Source organism: Mesorhizobium sp. AA23, from assembly GCF_001672435.1.
GTDB lineage: Bacteria > Pseudomonadota > Alphaproteobacteria > Rhizobiales > Rhizobiaceae > Mesorhizobium.
This window is the reverse complement of record NZ_LYTP01000023.1, coordinates 13,822-28,984: the sequence shown is the minus strand read 5'-3', so window position 1 is coordinate 28,984 and position 15,163 is coordinate 13,822. Positions and strand designations below refer to the sequence as shown.

Here is a 15,163-nt window from a genome sequence, read left to right as displayed (position 1 = left end):
TTGGTAAGGTTAGGCACAACGCAATTATGCTTTCGGTTGCTTGACTGCCCGCGAAATGGGCACTCAATCTGGGCGCATGGCTTATGATTTCTCGAGTTTGTCCCACAACGAGTTTGAGGATTTGGCCCGCGACCTCGTAGGTCGCGAGATCGACAAGCGTTTCGAGGCCTTTCCCGAGGGACCGGACGACGCGATGGATGGGCGACATGCCCTTGCCGACGGCGACATTGTGCTGCAGGCGAAGCACTACCACCGGTCGGGCTTCTCGGCGCTGAAATCCAAGATGAAGAGCGAGCGCACAGCCATCGATGATATGGCGCCGTCGCGCTATATCCTCGTCACGTCAGCTTCACTCACGCCAAAAAACAAGACGGCGTTGACGGAGATCGTTGGGCCGGCTCTGCAAGGCCCCGGCGACATATTCGGGCCCGGCGATCTCAATGCGTTGCTGCGCAAGTATCCTGAGATCGAAAAAGCTCATCAGAAGCTTTGGGCGCAAAGCACCCCCGTTCTGAAATCGGTGATCAAGGAAGCGTTCGAGGAAGCGCTCGGGAAGTCAGGGCCGGTCCCTCCTGTCCTCGCCAATCTGCTGCCGCCGGCGCAAGGAACCACGCCTGACGCTGCCGCGCCAGCGGTGCGCGACACAATCTTTCTGCTCAAGGCCTCGCGGATTGACGACGAATTTGCGCTGTGGCTAGGCCCCAAGCTGGAGGCCGAAGGCTATCGGGTCTTCGCCGACATCCTGACGCTGCAGCCGGGCGACAAATTGCGTCGGCAGATGAACCAGGCGTTGCAGTACCGCGCGGCGAAAGTCCTCCTCCTCTGGCGCGACGCGACGCTCGCTGACCAGCACGTGCAGGACGATCTCGACATTGCTCTGGAGGTGGCTAAGGAAATCGACGATCCGCGATTCATCATCCCACTGCGTCTCGAGCAGGGGAAAAAGGTCAAGGGTCTCGGCGACGCGATGCCGGTCGATTTCGTCCGCGGTTGGGGAGAAGGCGTCGCGAGCCTCCTTGATGCCCTGCAAAGGCAGAAGGTCCCGCGATCCGGCGGTTCCGCCGTGATCGATCCGAATTGGGAAATCTCCCGCCGGCGCGGCGCGGTCCCGCTCGTCGATGAAGCTGAGCGCCTGACATCGAATTGGCTGCGCGCTGCAGAGGCGCCTGACGTCATTCGCTACTACGAGAGCACTGGAGCGATCAACAGTCGGTTGCTTGATCGAGCGATCGAGCAGTTCAAGTATCCATGCACCCTGCAGGGCGCCGGCCTCATCACCTTTGCGGACCAGACCGAGATCAACATCGCGTTCGCATCCGCAGGCCGTTTTCAGATGAAGCACGAGATCCCGTTGCAGGATTTCGTCGACAACGGTTACCCGCAGCTTGGCATCGAGCGTGGGGTCGCATCGAACTTGGTCGTTGTGATGATCAAACAGGCCTGGTTCTCGTTCTGCAGGGCGAAGGGCTTCGTCGAATATCACTACTCTAACGCGGCCGGCTTCCACGCGTCTGCCGCCCAGGTGCGGACCGGCCAACGCATTCCCTGGGGCAGACAGGGGGATCAGCGGTCCTCAATGCTGCGCAACGTCGCGAAGGGGCATATCTGGCAGTTTGGCGTCACCGCGATGCCCTATTTTTGGCCGTTCTGGCATCTGAAGCTGAAGGCGCGGGTGTTGTTCTCCGTCGACAACAACACGCCGGGCGGGCTCGATATCGACGATCCCAAGAAGTTACATCGCCTGCGCCGCCGCGTGTGCAAGGGATGGCGCAACAAGCAATGGCATGGCCGCATGCTTGCCTTCCTCGAGCTCCTCTCCGGCGAAAGCGCGAACATCCGCCTGGCGCTTGCGCAGGATGCCGAGTTGGTTATCGAGGCGGCGCCGATGCTGTTCATGTCGCCGGTGAGCACAACACTTCCCGATATCCTCGATGCCGAGGAGGAAGAAGCCGACATCAGCACCTTGGGTCGCCCGGACAATGATGACGAGGCCGACGAATGAAATTTCCTGAGAAATCGCTCCAGGTTGAACATTTCGACGAGCCGCTACTGGAATTTGCCTACGCGCAGCGCAGTCCTCACCCGAAGGATGGTCTGTTCCTCTATGGACCTCACGCGAAGGCGAAGAGGACGCGCGAAATCCGTGTCGGGGTGGTCGGCACCAGCGACGGCATTGCGCATTTTCGCACCTGGGCGCGCAAGCTGAAGTCCGTCGTTCCGGTTCCACCGCCCGGAAAGGGTGAGAAGGCCGATCGCCTGCATCTGGCGAACTTCCCCGGGCTCGAGGAGGCCTTCGGGATATCGTTCGATCCGGATGAATGCAGTGCGCTGTCGATCCAGCTGAAGGATATTGAGCGCGCCACGCGCATCTTCAATCTCAATGAAGCGGTCGACAAGGTCGCCCGCCTCTACATCGATCGTGTCGAGCAGCATCGCCGCAACGACGAGCGATCAATCGACGTCTGGGTCCTTGTTCTGCCGGATATCGTCTATGAGCGCTGCCGGCCGCAATCTAAGCGCATTGGCGTTGCCATGGAGCTCGGCGACTTCAAGAAGCGGCAGAAGGCAAAAGAAAACCTGCCGCTGTTGTCCGCCATGGGCGCCATCGATCAGTCCGACGAGGCGATCTTCGAGGATGTCCCCGACTTCCATCGCCGGATCAAGGCCGAGTTCCTGAGGATCGCGCCGACGCAGCTGGTGCGCGAGACGACGCTCGCGCCCGGCGCCTTCCTCAACAAGGCCAACTACCCCATCCGCAAGACGCAGGATGCGGCAACGGTCGCATGGAATCTCGCCACCGGATTCTACTATAAGACGCAGCCGAAACCGCCATGGCGGTTGGCGGACGTGCGGCCCGGCGTTTGCTACATCGGCTTGGTCTACAAGAGCCTGCCGAACGATCCTGACGGGCATGCCTGCTGCGCCGCTCAGATGTTCCTCAACGAGGGTGACGGCGTCGTTTTCCGCGGTGCCAATGGTCCTTGGAAGACCGGCGACTATGAGTATCATCTCAAGGCGCCGGCGGCTAAGGACTTGCTTGAGCTCGTGCTGAAAACCTACAGCGAAGAGCATGGCGGCCCCCCGAAGGAGCTGTTCATTCACGGACAGACCTATTTCAACGATGAAGAGTGGGATGCTTTCGTCGCGGCCGCGCCGAAAGATACAAATGTCGTCGGCGTGAGGATCCGACCAACAGGGGGCGAGACCAAGCTCTTTCGGGATGGCGACTATCCGGTGCTGCGCGGCACAGCGCTCTTGCTCGACGATCAGACAGCGTATCTGTGGACGACAGGCTACGTGCCGCAGCTCGACACCTACATTGGGCCCGAGACGCCCAATCCGCTGCACATCACGGTGATGCGGTCCAAGAAATCCAAACCGAAAATCAGCACTGTGCTGGAAGACATAATGGGTCTAACCAAGATCAACTATAACTCGTGCAACTTCAACGACGGGCTGCCGGTCACCGTTCGCTTTGCGAAGATGGTCGGCGATGTCCTGACAATGGGGTCGGCCAAGGGCGAGAAACGCCAGCCGTTCAAGTTCTACGTCTGAACATGAGTTGAAGGTTCGAAAGCCGCAAGCGCTCGGGTGTTGTGCGGGTGCGGGTATGTTTCTAGGATTTTGCTTGGCTGCCGCCCGTGTCGCACCACCTCTTCCAGCCATGTCTGCTTTCAGGCTGCGTCTGCGTTCAGCTCAAGGGCTGAAATTGGGCGCAAAGCGGTCATGCCTGGCTCCACCAGCAATTGTTCGAGGGATGGAGACATCGGACAAAACCATTGCTTTCAAGGAGATGGTGCATCCAGAAAGGGCTCAATTCAAAAACCTGCCGGGAAACCAACGCGCGATCGGGATGTATTTGGATCGGTTGGCCGGCCGTCACGTCATAGTAATTTCGGGAACCTCTTCTGGCCACGTAAAGCTTGGTTCAAATGGCACTTGCGCATGAGGATTAAAATATGCGCCTCTATGGCCTGATCGAGGTGGCTCAACGGAACGGAAGACTGAAAGTGTCGAAGCAGGGTTCGGACCTCGTCGTCACTGGCCGGCAGGTCCACCTCGTCAGGCAGGGCGGAACGCAGCGATGCAACGCGGTCCCACTCGCTCCAGACGATCACGAAGCCGTCGCGTGCCAGCCCCCGTTCAAAGGCGAGTTGACGGTGATCCTGAGAGCCCTTAGTGGCAAAGGCGACAGCCTCGCGCACGAAAGCTTCCGCAAGGGTCGCCGAGCCGTCGACCGTGGCGACCAGCTCCTCCGCCCGAGACAAGACTAGGCGGCCCAAACGATCGAGCTTCCTTTCCATCCCGAGGGAACTGTCGTCCGGGACTTCCAATTCGTTTCGAACGCCCGGACCGCCATCCCCTTGTTCAGCCAACCACTCAATACAACAGGTCGTGTCTCTGCCGCACGGCACGAAGCGCGATCTGCTAGCCTTGGTCAAGAAAATGGTCGCCCTGAGCGCGCTGCAGACGGAGCGGCGGCGGAAACGCCAAGAGGCGAAGCAGGACGTCTTTAGGCGCGCCTTGCGCTGCGGCGAATCGCGCGGGCGACCAGGAGGGCCTGACCCCAACTGAGATCGCCAGGAACATTCGATGCTCTAGATTGCAAATCTACCGCGTCCTGGCCGACCGATGGGCCTCGGGAAAGCACTCTCAGGGGCTGAGAGGGGGCGATATCAACTTCTCGAACACAGCAATGTTTGGTAGCCCGTGCTCCACGCGGTAAGCGACCTCCGTACGGCGTTGCCGAGATCGAGATGATAGACCCAGGATTTCGCTCTTGCGGAGTAACCGGCGAACGTCTTTCCGAACTGCGACGTCCTGCCGGCGGAGGTCCACACGCACTGACAACTCTGTCAGCGGAAAGGAGTCCTTCAGGTCCGGCACCGGCCACATCGTGACACGACGGCGGCCAGCATCTATCCGGAGCAGGAAGCGACCGTACGGATCGCCTGAGAGGAAAGTGGCGCAGCCGAAGTAGCAGCGAAGTACGCCAGGCAGGTCCTCCGCGCGCTCACCATCCACAATCAGACGATCGCGGTGGTCGAGCACGCCGAGACCCACTTCGGCGGCCTTGTGCACGGCGGCCCGAACGCGGTCCTCATCGGCGAGTTCGTACAGATACTGAGTGGCCTGAACCGTGAGCTCCTTCTGGTTACCGAAGTGTGCTCGGATGTCTCGAACCATCGCTGGGCTCGGCCGGTTCGCGGAGGGGGAGCGGTTGAGCAGGCCTAAGGCGTGGTGGACCAGGAGGTCCTCCCGGCGAAATGCCACGGCCGCCTCGACTTCATTTGGCGAGATCACGCGGTCCAGGCAGACCTGCACAGCTCGCGCGAGAGAAACACTTTGCGTCCCCAATTCTTGAAGCACGAGTGGACCAAGCTCGTCCGCCTGCGGCAGGCGGCCACGTCGACGGATGAAGGCGGCGATCTCCGAGAGCGCGAGCGGGATGCGTTCGGTTAGTTCCGGGCGGACTGCCCGGCGGGTTCTGGGCTCACGTAGCGCTCGATAGCCCGCGGTGGAGGCGCGGCGGCCTGCGCGTTTGTTGAGCAGGAACTCCTGCTCATCCTCGGGCGAGCGGAAGGCGAAGAAAATTCCTGGCGCGACAGCCACCACGTTGGTGTTGAGGGCCTGGGTGATCAGCGTGCGCAGCTCAGCGTGCTGGAAGTACTTTTGGAAGGTGCCGCGCGACGTGAGATAGCCGTCCCCGTGGGGGCGCAGGCCGCGAATTGGGACCTGCCCCGCGATCATGGTTGCCACAGAGAGGATCCGTTCGGCCAGCACCCAGGCCTGAGTGAGCGCCTTCCGGCGCTCGGCCGGATCCTCTATGACGTTCAGGACGAATCCCAAGTTCACCACCGCTGCCGGGGTCTGAGGTGCGTCGGGGAAGAAGTGAGGATCCCAGCCGGCGGCTTCGATCCCGCTGGCACTCAGGATCCGCAGGTCGTCGCCTTGACCGCAGCCATAGTCGAAAACCCGCACGCCTGGCTCGATGAGGCGATGACGGACCAGGAGGGCGACTGGCTGTGACAGGTCGTACCGCACCATAGCGGTGCGGTAGCGGTGGATGGTTCGAGTTAATGCGGTCAGATCGGACAAAGCGCATGACCTTCGACGCGAACGCCGGCCGCCGCAAGCCGCGCCTCCCAGGCCCTCCGGCGTCCGATGAGGTGAGGGTCCCGGAAGCAGCCGAGCGCCTCGAGCTCGGCCGTCAGCTCGGCCCAAAGCACGGCTTCGGGATGCTCGTCCGACACCATCTGTTCCTTACGGTGCAGGATCAGCGGGTTCGCGGCGCCCTTAAAGTTGCGTGAACTGACAGTCCCGCTCGCCAAATCTATACGAGTGGAGACGATCAGGGCGGGAAAGGCGGCCATTTCGAAGGGCTCGTAGAGAAGCAACCCCACCGCCTTCGGTTCAATCCGAGCGACATTCCAGGGCCGATCACCTGCCAGCCGGCTCGCCGCCTCGAGCCGTTCTCGCAGCTCAGGTTTCAGCCTATCAAGGGCGGCGCGATGGATGTAGAGTGCGTCACGGACCCGCTTACCGACCGCCGAGATCTCATTCGGCTGCCGTCTGTTGCGTCGGGCTCCAAGTGGCGATAACCGCCTCCGCAAGTTCCTCAACCTCTTCGTCCCCTATGTAGGGCACCTGCATGTAAAGCTTCTCGTCGCTTCCCAGCTTAGCGATAAGATGTCCCTTGCCAAGTAGACGTTCGGCACCTTTCTCATTTAGGGCAATGCGCGAGCTGCCTTCGTCACCCAGCCTCAGGATCAGCTTGTTTCCGAGGTTGGTGCGCAACTGCATCGTCATGACTTGATTGTCGGCGCGCTGATAGATCATAAACAGGTGGAAACCGGCGGCCCGCGACTTGGTGGCAATCTTATTGATCAGGCCATCGACGACCCCTTTGAAGCCGTCGTCCTGCATCCAGTTGGCTACCTCATCGAAGAAGATACTAATGCGCGGCATCCGCCGGTGCGGCGGGACCTTGCGGTTGAAGTGGTCGATATTTCGGCAGTTCTCGGCAGCTATCGCCTCATACCGCACGTCCATGTCATCTACGAGCCGAGCCAGCAGGGCCTGCGCCTCTTGCTGGTCGTCGATGATGCCGACCTTCAACTGCGGCAAGCGGCGCGCCCAAGCGTAGTCCACCCCCCGCTTCGGATCGATGAGGTAGAGATCGAGGTCCTTCGGAGAGTTGAGGGCGCAGAGGTCAAGGATCAGGTTGGTGACCAGGATACCTTTGCCGCTGCCGGTGGTACCGGAGATCAGGCTGTGGGGTGCAGCCGTCTCTTGGCCGGCAAACCCGCTCGCCAACGGCAGGAAGCAGAGTCCGCCGTCATCCTCCTTCTCTCCCAGCAGAGGCGACATCGTGAGGGCGCCGCTGTCGGGTTCTCCCGTACGCCGCAGCCAGGCGTCGGCGAGGTGCAGGATCGCTCGAGAGGGCCGCCGGAGACCAACGGCGATTTGCCCAGCCATGGGGGTGATCCGGACGATGTCCAGGCCGTATCGCGTCAGCAGGTCCGTCTGCTTCTTCTCAAGCCAACCAACAGTGAGGCTACGTCCGCCGACATAGACCAACCCGGTATTCGGAGTGAGACGGCTGCCGATCACGGGGGCGTCCATGCCCTCGGTTTGGAGCGCGCTGCGGAGGGCGATGATTTGCGTCTCGAGCCAAGCCTCGCCTGCCGCCTCGTCCTTAGCCCGGCTGAGGCGGCTGAGGACGGCTGAGATCTCGGGACTCCAAGGACCAGCGTGGGCGACGACCTCAGCAAGATCGGGAGGCGGCTCTGCCGGCACATCGCTCGGAGCCTCCCGTGCGTTCTCCGCCGGAGCTGGCGCTGGAGGCGGTGGCGGGGTTGGTTCAGGCTCGTCCCAGCCCGCTGCGGAAGGCGGTGGCTCGCGTTCACTGCCATCGCTCGGCCTAGGGGCGGCCGGGGGCCATCCAGCCGGGTAGCTCAGGAGCGGGGTGGACGCGTCGTCTCCGAGTTCGCGGAGCGCCTTGGCCGTTACCGGACGAGGGAAAACCCACTGCGCCAGATGGCGGCGCTCCGCCTGGGGCTTCGTCTCATCCGGAAGCATCGGCATATTCTCATGTACGGCGTCGAGGTCATGGCTGAAGACTACTGAGTGGGCGTCCAGGCGCACCGGGATCTCGCCAGAGCGGAGTCCCTCCAGCCAGGTATCCTGGACGATCCCTCCCACTTGATCGAACGGCTCCATATGTTCCAGCACCATGTCAGCGATGCGGTGCCGCCAGATCGAGGGGTCGAGGGTGGAGGTCGGGTCGAGCAGTCTATGATGTAGCGCCGTGAAGGTGGATTCGAGCTGCCGTAACGAACGCTTGCGGTGCTCGATCAGGTTCTCCCGACCCGCATACTTGGCCTCAGCGAGGACCAAGCGCACTTCGGGACCTTCGGGCCCAACAGAGAGGTCCACCGCCAGAATGTCGGCCATCTCGCCGGAGAGGTCGAGCCAGTCCCGGAATTCATCGAGGAAGAACCAACCGGTGCGGTTATCGCGGCCGACCTTCAGGAGGCGATCGATCTCACGCTGGGTCAGTACCAGCCCCAGGAGCTCATGGGCGTAATTGCGCCATTGGGCGCCGCGCATCACCACCCCACCGGAAAGCTCCGCGGCTCGGGTGAACAGCTGCTCGCGCAGGACTTCGAGCATGTCCTTGTCTGCGCCCGGGAGTATGACGTCGAGATCCGCCGAGATGCAATCGGCGAGTTCTTCCGCAGTAATCTCGGTGGAGACGATGACGTTGTGGCTCGATCCCGGCACACTGAAGTAGCGGATGATTCGACGTGCGTCGTTGGCGACCAGGCGCCGATCGGCAACACGGTCGAAGGTCATGACCCAGTTGCCGAGCGCATGTGCCTTGCATAGCACCTCTGCGACCTCGCCGGACCGGAACTCCACTTCCTGTACGGGCAGGCGCGAAACCCCGCTCGCCGCCTCCCGGTTGAGGACTGCGTAGAGGGCGTCTATATAGGCGCGCCCAGCGGTAGGTTGGCGTGGCGCGGTCAAATAGAGGGCGGAGGTGGTGTTGCCCATGCGGAACGGGCGCCGCTTTGAGCGTTCGGTCGGAGCAAAGCTTATTAGCGGCGGCGGCTGGGCATCAGACTGAGCACGTGTCCACCTGAGGCGGCTGTTCCGAGCAATTACATCCTGCAGGACAACAATGTCGCTTGACTTCGGGCCCGCTTCCCGCGTGAGGGTATCGGGACTAAGAATCCCGAGTCGAAGGCGGGAGAGAAAGTTACGCGCGGCTTCGCTGGCGAGGCTGGCATCGATCTCATGATTGATACGCCGGTTCTGGCGCTCGTAGACCTGCCGCAGGTGGGTTGCGTCATCGTCAGTCACGACCAGCTCGCATCGGAGCTCTGGGTCGTCGTCGATGCGACGCGCCAGGCCGTTGGCCATTGCGAGCGGCAGGTTCTCGGAGTCCGCGTTCAGAATGACGACTGAGAAGTTCGCCCTCTCATGCGGGCGCAGCTTCAGGTACTCGGTAGCCACCCGATCGAAGGCTGTGACGGCGGCATCCGCAGGCTCGTCTGAGAGGCCGTGTTGGGTGGTCGTGACACTCTCGACTAAACTGCAGTCGGCGAGCGCTTGGCTCTCGTGTAGCAGTTGAGGCACCTCGCCAGGCAGCACAGCCACGTCCGCGTAATAGGTCGCGGTTAGCGTAAACGCGCGGTCGTTCACGAAGTCCTGGACATCGGCGCGCTGCTCTGGGGTGCTGCCGACCACCTTGGCGACCGCGCTAGCGAACTGGTGCGCTTTCGCCGCGAGCTCGGCCAGGCGTAGCGGCTGCCAGGCAGCGACTACCGCGGAAGGCGTTTCGCTCTCGATGGCGATGATCCCCAGATGTGTCAGTGGCGCCAGCAGCTTCGAAATACAGATCTCCTGCGGGGCGTGGGTCTGCAGCGCGGTGAGCAGCGAACCATAGGCCTCGGCTTGAACGATGAGACTGGCGGCGCCGATGCCCTCGCTGAACAGGAGGTCCTGCACAGCCTGACCATAGGCTGTGTGGAAGGTCTCGAACGCTATCGTTAGCGCTTCGACCTGGGCCGTCGTGAGGACCCGTTGTTCAGCGATGTCGGCGAGGGCCGCAGGCCATTGCTCATCGATCCGGTATTCTGGACGCCCTGGGTTAGCGAGCAGGCCCTCGCTGCCGCCGAAGACGTCAGTCAGGCTTGTCCGCACGGCTAGGTCAACCCCAGTGGCCATGGCGGCACGTGCCGCCCGGTTCTGGTGCACTCGTCCAGTCAGCAGGCGAGCATAGTCCTGCTCCTTGGGCCAAATATGCCGCAGATCCTGCGAAAGAGAGAGCCCAATCGCCTCGGCTTGGGGCCGCCAGATAAGGTGAGCGCGGTTCGGATGAGGCTTGCCGTACACGGCGGCCGCGAAAGCCTCGACCTCGTCACGGCGCACCAGGAAGGCCTCGAATTCGAGCTCGACGGCCGCCCGGCTGGGCGAGTTGTTGGGCTCGGTGATCTGGGCCTCCCAGTCGTCGTCCCAGCAGCGCCCGAAGAGCAGGACCGCGGACGGCACGAGGAGCTTATCTAGGCCACGGTAGCGGTCCCGCAGGTACCGCAGCACGCGGGTATTCTTGTCCCGGGTCCAGAAGTCGAGCTTCTCGGCATTCCGTAGGCGGATGATCAGGGTCCGCTCCGCCGCCTCGTCCTCGCCCTCGTCGATATCGGGGACGGCACGGTGCGCGAGCTTCAACAGGCCTTCCGTCAGGTCTTGGCTTTCTATCGGGGCCCGGAAGACGAGGCGCTCCCACCGTTTGTAAAGCTTGGGTTCGGTCTGCAGCCGCGCCCGGTGGTCCGAGAAGAAGTCGTCGAGTTGATCGTTCGGCTTGATGGAGTCCTTGCTAAGGTCGTCCAGCAGGGCAATATCCTTCGGCGTCAACGCCGTCGGGAACTGCCGTTCAAAGAAGGACTTGGTCTCGGCGCCGAAAACCGGTTTACTCTTGCGCTTGGCATCGCTGAAGAGGGGATCGATCGCATCCCACCCGAGCTCTGCCACCAGCGCCTGGGTTTCTGTCCAAGAGCCGTCATAGACGGAGCGATCAGCCAGCAGCGCCTGGAGCCCAGCGGCGGCGGCGGACTGTAGCTGGCCGCTCCCAGTGAGCTCTTCCAACCGCCGACGCAGCTGGCTGCGGTCCAGTGGATCGCCGTCTTTTCCCTTAAGGTAGAGCGCCGGCTGAGTCTCTTCGAGCACTTTCCGAAAGAATTGAGCCGCGCCACTCGCAGATTCCGTCGTCTTCGCGCCCGGATCCCCCGCGTCGCGGGGCAGCCGAATAACCGGCAGCGCGCTGCGGATCGCCTTCTCCGGAGTCAGACCGTCCTGCACGATATGCTTGTGGACCCTGCTTACGAAGCCGGCGATGGTTTTCGCATCGTGCGCCACTTTCGCGTGGAGAAGCCCGGTCAGGGCGACGGTGAAGGCGTCCTGCAACACGTCGGAGCTCTGGTTAAGCCCCTCACGCGCCCATACCGCCGCGTCTTGCAACAGCCAGGCGTCGTCGATTTTGGTGTTATGCTCGAGTGTTGGTTCCGTCGCCTTAACCATGTCAGGCGGGACAGTGCAGACCGTCAGGCGGACGCCCGGCGTGGCGTGATTTCTATGCCAGGGTGCGGGCTTGTCGGACACTACCGCCGCGCCGAGACCGCCATCGACGAGCTTCGGGTGGACGAAGACCTGGACCTCGCCGTTGGACCCGCCCTCGGCGACACGACGGGCTATGGCTGTCACCACGGGAGCTTCGAGCCCGATCATGCAGAAGAAGGCGCGCCCGTGCCGTCCGTCCGTATTGTAACGCAGACGCCGCGCTGCAACGCGGCCGATCAGATCAAGCGGGGACACGGACAGCGGCTCCAGTCGGGCTCGGTTGCGAGACGTAGAAGGGATTGATCACGAACGCGCAGTCATCTGACTTACGGTCGAGGAAACCCAGCACACGAAGCCGCTCTTCCAACCGGCGTTCGTTGTCCTTTAGGTCCGCAAGCGGAGCTGGCAGGGACCCGGTGGTCACACGAAAGGCGAGACGGACCTCTTCGGGCCCCACGACGATATTGTATCGTGCGTGAAGCGTCTGGAGGAAATCGCCGAACTCCATCGGCGAACGGACCACCGTTAGCACCAAAGCCTCCAGGAAGGCGTCGTTGGGCGCGTACCAAGTGCCCGCACGACGATGAGCCCGCAGCATGCCGATTTGGCGCACATGGTTTAGGAAGGTGGAGCCGATGAAATGGCCTCGGCTCGCCTGCGTCTCGGCGCGCAATTCCGCCAGCTGCTGGTCTGCGGAGGTCATGCGGTGGGGGTCGTCAGGACGGGGCGGCGCCCAACGAAAGCGCTTATGCAGCAGATCGAACGCTTCCTTAGCCCCCGCCGCACTGTCGAGGACCTTCTGCCAGTCTTCTGTGTCAGCAAAGTCCTCCACAAACCGGCTCATGGCATCCATCAGCATCGTGCGGTGGCGCTTGTACTGGTCGATGGAGAGCTTGCGCACTGGATTTCCGCCTGGAGCCCCAACCAGGTCTAGGAAGAACGGCGGGAGAGGCGCGTCTTCCCCAATCGTCTCCTGCGCTCGCTTCACGACGTACAACGCCTGCAGCAAGCCACTGACCCGCTCAAGGGTATCGAGCATATTCTCGACGGGGATGCTGCGCAGCTCGAGTAGCGCGATCCAGTCTGCCGCCAGCTGGTCGTAGACCGAGTGCCGAGGCAGCGGCAGATATCCGATGGTCGTCTCCACGAGCGCACCCAGGTCGGGTCCGGCGAGCCGTTGCGCCAGACCGTCCCATGGTCCGCTCGCGGTCAGGAGGCGCTCCGAGATGAGGTTGCTCAAGGGCCCGCGGTCTCGCGCCCGGTTGAGCATCAGGTAGAGCATCTCTCCGGTTCGTCGCATGAACTTGCGGTCGAGTTTATTGGCCTCGTCCACGTCCGGGAAAAGCATGGCCGCCCCGAGCGGCAGCAGGTGGCGAGAGGTCCAGCGCTTAGCTGTGTGGCTCTCAATTTCGGCGGAGCGCAGCAGCTCTACACCGAGCGCCAAGTCACGGAAAGTTCTGAATCGCTCCTGCAGATAGCGGAAGTCGATCGTTATGCGGTCGCGCTCCAAGCGGTCGAGCCACTCCTTCCACATGGCGCGGTCATCACTGGGGCCATCGGCGATCTGCAGGATGTCGCGGTCGCGAAACAGAAGGTGCCGCAGTGCGTGGTTGAGGGGCGTCCCGTAGCGGACAGACTCATGGGCACGGTCGGCGACGCCGGCCACCTTCCAATCGTCGAAAATCGGCAGGCCTCGGCGTTGGCGGTCGAAGCAGATGTGCAGACACTCGACCAGCGTGCGCCAGGGTGACTGGTCGTCGTAGAAGAGCAGCCCCCAGATCGCGTACTCGCACCAGAGCTTCACGCCCGACAGATTCTGAGTATCGGGCACCCGTACGGCGTCGGGCGGCAGCTGCAGTCGCTGGTTCGGTGTCGGCATCGTCAGACCTCCAGGGACTGGGCGAGAACTTCGCCGCGGCCCCCGAGCGCCAGGACGCGCACCACCTGCGCGCTGTCCTTCTCAGGGGGCAGTAGGCGTTGCACGGCAGTTTGAGTGACGAGCGCGAAGTGACGAATCTCCTGATGGCACTGCCGCGAAAAGCTCGAAGGCAGGCTGCCGTTCGCCACCCGCATCAGATACTCGAAAAGGAGGGGTCGCAGCGGGAGCTCGGAGACGGCAACCTGCGGGGCCATCCGCGGCGGCATGATCCGCAGACAGGGACGCTTGCTCACTGGATCCAGCGCAAGACGGACACCGAAGGAATTGGCACTCGTCCGCTCGATAGGTTCGAGTGTCGCGATTCGACCGGTGGGGTCATCGGTCTTGCCAATGGTCCCAGCCAACCAGAGGCGCTCGTCGTCGCTGGTCATCATTCCCGAGAAGGCCCGGTTGAGGCCTCGTAGCAGCTGGCGCGTGTAGGGGTCAGTCGTCTCTCGAGGCGCGCTGGTGGCCAGAGCGTCGAGCAGATTGAGGTACTCGCCGCCGTGGTGGAAGATGGAGAGCCGCCAGGGGGCGGCCATCTCGCGCTCGCTTTGGGTGGGTAAGCGGAAGAAGGCCCGTCGCCGCTGGGCCTCGAGTCCCAGCCGGAAGTCGCGGATCACGCCGTCAGCGCCACCGGCTCCGCCGCTGCTGAAATAAGCATCGCGCAACGGCTCGAAGAGCTCGCGACCGTAAGTGGGATCGCTCGCGAACAGTGGGTTGTAGAGAGCTGCGGGTTGCTTCTGAACGAGGACGCTGTCGATCAGATTGTTGGTTTCATATCCAACCGCCAGGACTTCGAAGACATTAAACACCCGGTTCGCACGCCGCCGCTCAAGTCGCAGGTTCAGCCCCAGCGCGTTGTTGTAGGGGTTAGTGGCGGTGTAGCGGCGGCCGTCCGCTCGTTTGCGCGCTGTCGCGCAGTCCAGGAGTGGGTCATCGGGTCGGCTGGCGTCACCCAACAGGATGTTGACCACCAAGGTCAGAAGCTGGCGGATTGGGATGTGCTGATCGTTCGAGGCGGCAAGCCGGAGCGCCTCCTTGAGACGCTGGCGGAATACCGACGGCCCTTCGGACCCGTTGCGCAAGAGGCTTCGGTTCAGGCGGATGGGACAGGAAGTGGCGCCTCCGACGGATGGGCAACCCTCGCAGTCGCTCTCCCAGCGCGGGTGCTCGAGTACGGAGTCAAAAATGCTGTCAACGACCGCCTCACTCCACGTGCGGCTGAGGTTCATCAGCCGCAGATTCAACGAGGCGCGGGTTTCATTCTCCTCGCGCAGCATCTCGGAGATCGCATGATGCAGGTCCCGATAGCGCGCAGCATTGGGCTCGTCCTGGGCCGCGGCGTCCCGGAAATACTTTAGGAGCTGGCCGTCGTTGGCGGCGACGAGGTAGACGCGCTCGGAGTTCTCGCCCAAAAGGGCGGCAGAGAAGCTCCCAAGTTCGGCCGCCTTCTCTGAGTCCGAGATCTCGCTGAGGTCGCGGATCACGCGGAGCTCCCTGCCGTCTGCGAGTGGGAGACTGAGGACTCCGTCGTCGCCTGGCCATTCTCCCACCCGATCAGAGTACGTCGCCATGAAGAACTGACGTATGTGGTAGGTTTTCCCGTCGCCCGCTGTC

8 protein-coding genes are annotated in these 15,163 nt (G+C 62.6%); 2 read left to right on the top strand and 6 right to left on the bottom strand.

Features of this window, described 5'->3' with window-relative positions:
- Positions 1-76: 76 nt before the first annotated feature.
- Both A9K66_RS16845 and A9K66_RS16840 read left to right on the top strand, forming a co-directional pair.
- Positions 77-2,002 carry a toll/interleukin-1 receptor domain-containing protein gene (locus tag A9K66_RS16845; RefSeq protein ID WP_067325608.1) on the top strand — a complete coding sequence of 642 codons (1,926 nt, stop codon included), beginning with the start codon at positions 77-79 and terminating at the stop codon, positions 2,000-2,002.
- On the top strand, positions 1,999-3,555 hold the full coding sequence (locus A9K66_RS16840) for a hypothetical protein (protein WP_067325603.1): 1,557 nt from the start codon (positions 1,999-2,001) through the stop codon (positions 3,553-3,555). The genes A9K66_RS16845 and A9K66_RS16840 overlap by 4 nt, the downstream gene beginning before the upstream one ends.
- 329 nt (positions 3,556-3,884) lie before the next feature.
- On the opposite strand, the gene A9K66_RS16835 is transcribed toward A9K66_RS16840, so the two are convergent.
- The 6 genes from A9K66_RS16835 to A9K66_RS16810 form a co-directional block, all read right to left on the bottom strand.
- Positions 3,885-4,304, bottom strand: coding sequence for a hypothetical protein (locus A9K66_RS16835; protein WP_067325599.1), 420 nt, complete (start codon positions 4,302-4,304; stop codon positions 3,885-3,887).
- A 349-nt stretch (positions 4,305-4,653) separates the two neighbouring features.
- Positions 4,654-6,099 (bottom strand): DNA phosphorothioation-associated putative methyltransferase, encoded by a 1,446-nt coding sequence (locus A9K66_RS16830; RefSeq protein ID WP_156315316.1) that lies wholly within the window; start codon positions 6,097-6,099, stop codon positions 4,654-4,656.
- Positions 6,087-6,398: a hypothetical protein gene (locus tag A9K66_RS29625; RefSeq protein WP_156315317.1), complete on the bottom strand. Its 312-nt coding sequence runs from the start codon at positions 6,396-6,398 to the stop codon at positions 6,087-6,089. The genes A9K66_RS16830 and A9K66_RS29625 overlap by 13 nt, the downstream gene beginning before the upstream one ends.
- 160 nt (positions 6,399-6,558) lie before the next feature.
- Positions 6,559-11,880 (bottom strand): FtsK/SpoIIIE domain-containing protein, encoded by a 5,322-nt coding sequence (locus A9K66_RS16820; protein WP_156315318.1) that lies wholly within the window; start codon positions 11,878-11,880, stop codon positions 6,559-6,561.
- Entirely contained in the window at positions 11,867-13,504 is a 1,638-nt protein-coding gene (locus tag A9K66_RS16815; protein WP_067325587.1) for a hypothetical protein, read from the bottom strand. The genes A9K66_RS16820 and A9K66_RS16815 overlap by 14 nt, the downstream gene beginning before the upstream one ends.
- A gap of 2 nt (positions 13,505-13,506) precedes the next feature.
- Positions 13,507-15,033: a hypothetical protein gene (locus A9K66_RS16810; protein ID WP_156315319.1), complete on the bottom strand. Its 1,527-nt coding sequence runs from the start codon at positions 15,031-15,033 to the stop codon at positions 13,507-13,509.
- Positions 15,034-15,163: the final 130 nt, after the last annotated feature.

Excerpts from the sequence above, each read along its gene's own strand:
- A9K66_RS16845 (WP_067325608.1), top strand. The coding sequence starts at position 77 with ATGGCTTATGATTTCTCGAGTTTGTCCCACAACGAGTTTGAGGATTTG.
- A9K66_RS16840 (WP_067325603.1), top strand. The coding sequence starts at position 1,999 with ATGAAATTTCCTGAGAAATCGCTCCAGGTTGAACATTTCGACGAGCCG.
- A9K66_RS16835 (WP_067325599.1), bottom strand. The coding sequence starts at position 4,304 with ATGGAAAGGAAGCTCGATCGTTTGGGCCGCCTAGTCTTGTCTCGGGCG.
- A9K66_RS16815 (WP_067325587.1), bottom strand. The coding sequence starts at position 13,504 with ATGCCGACACCGAACCAGCGACTGCAGCTGCCGCCCGACGCCGTACGG.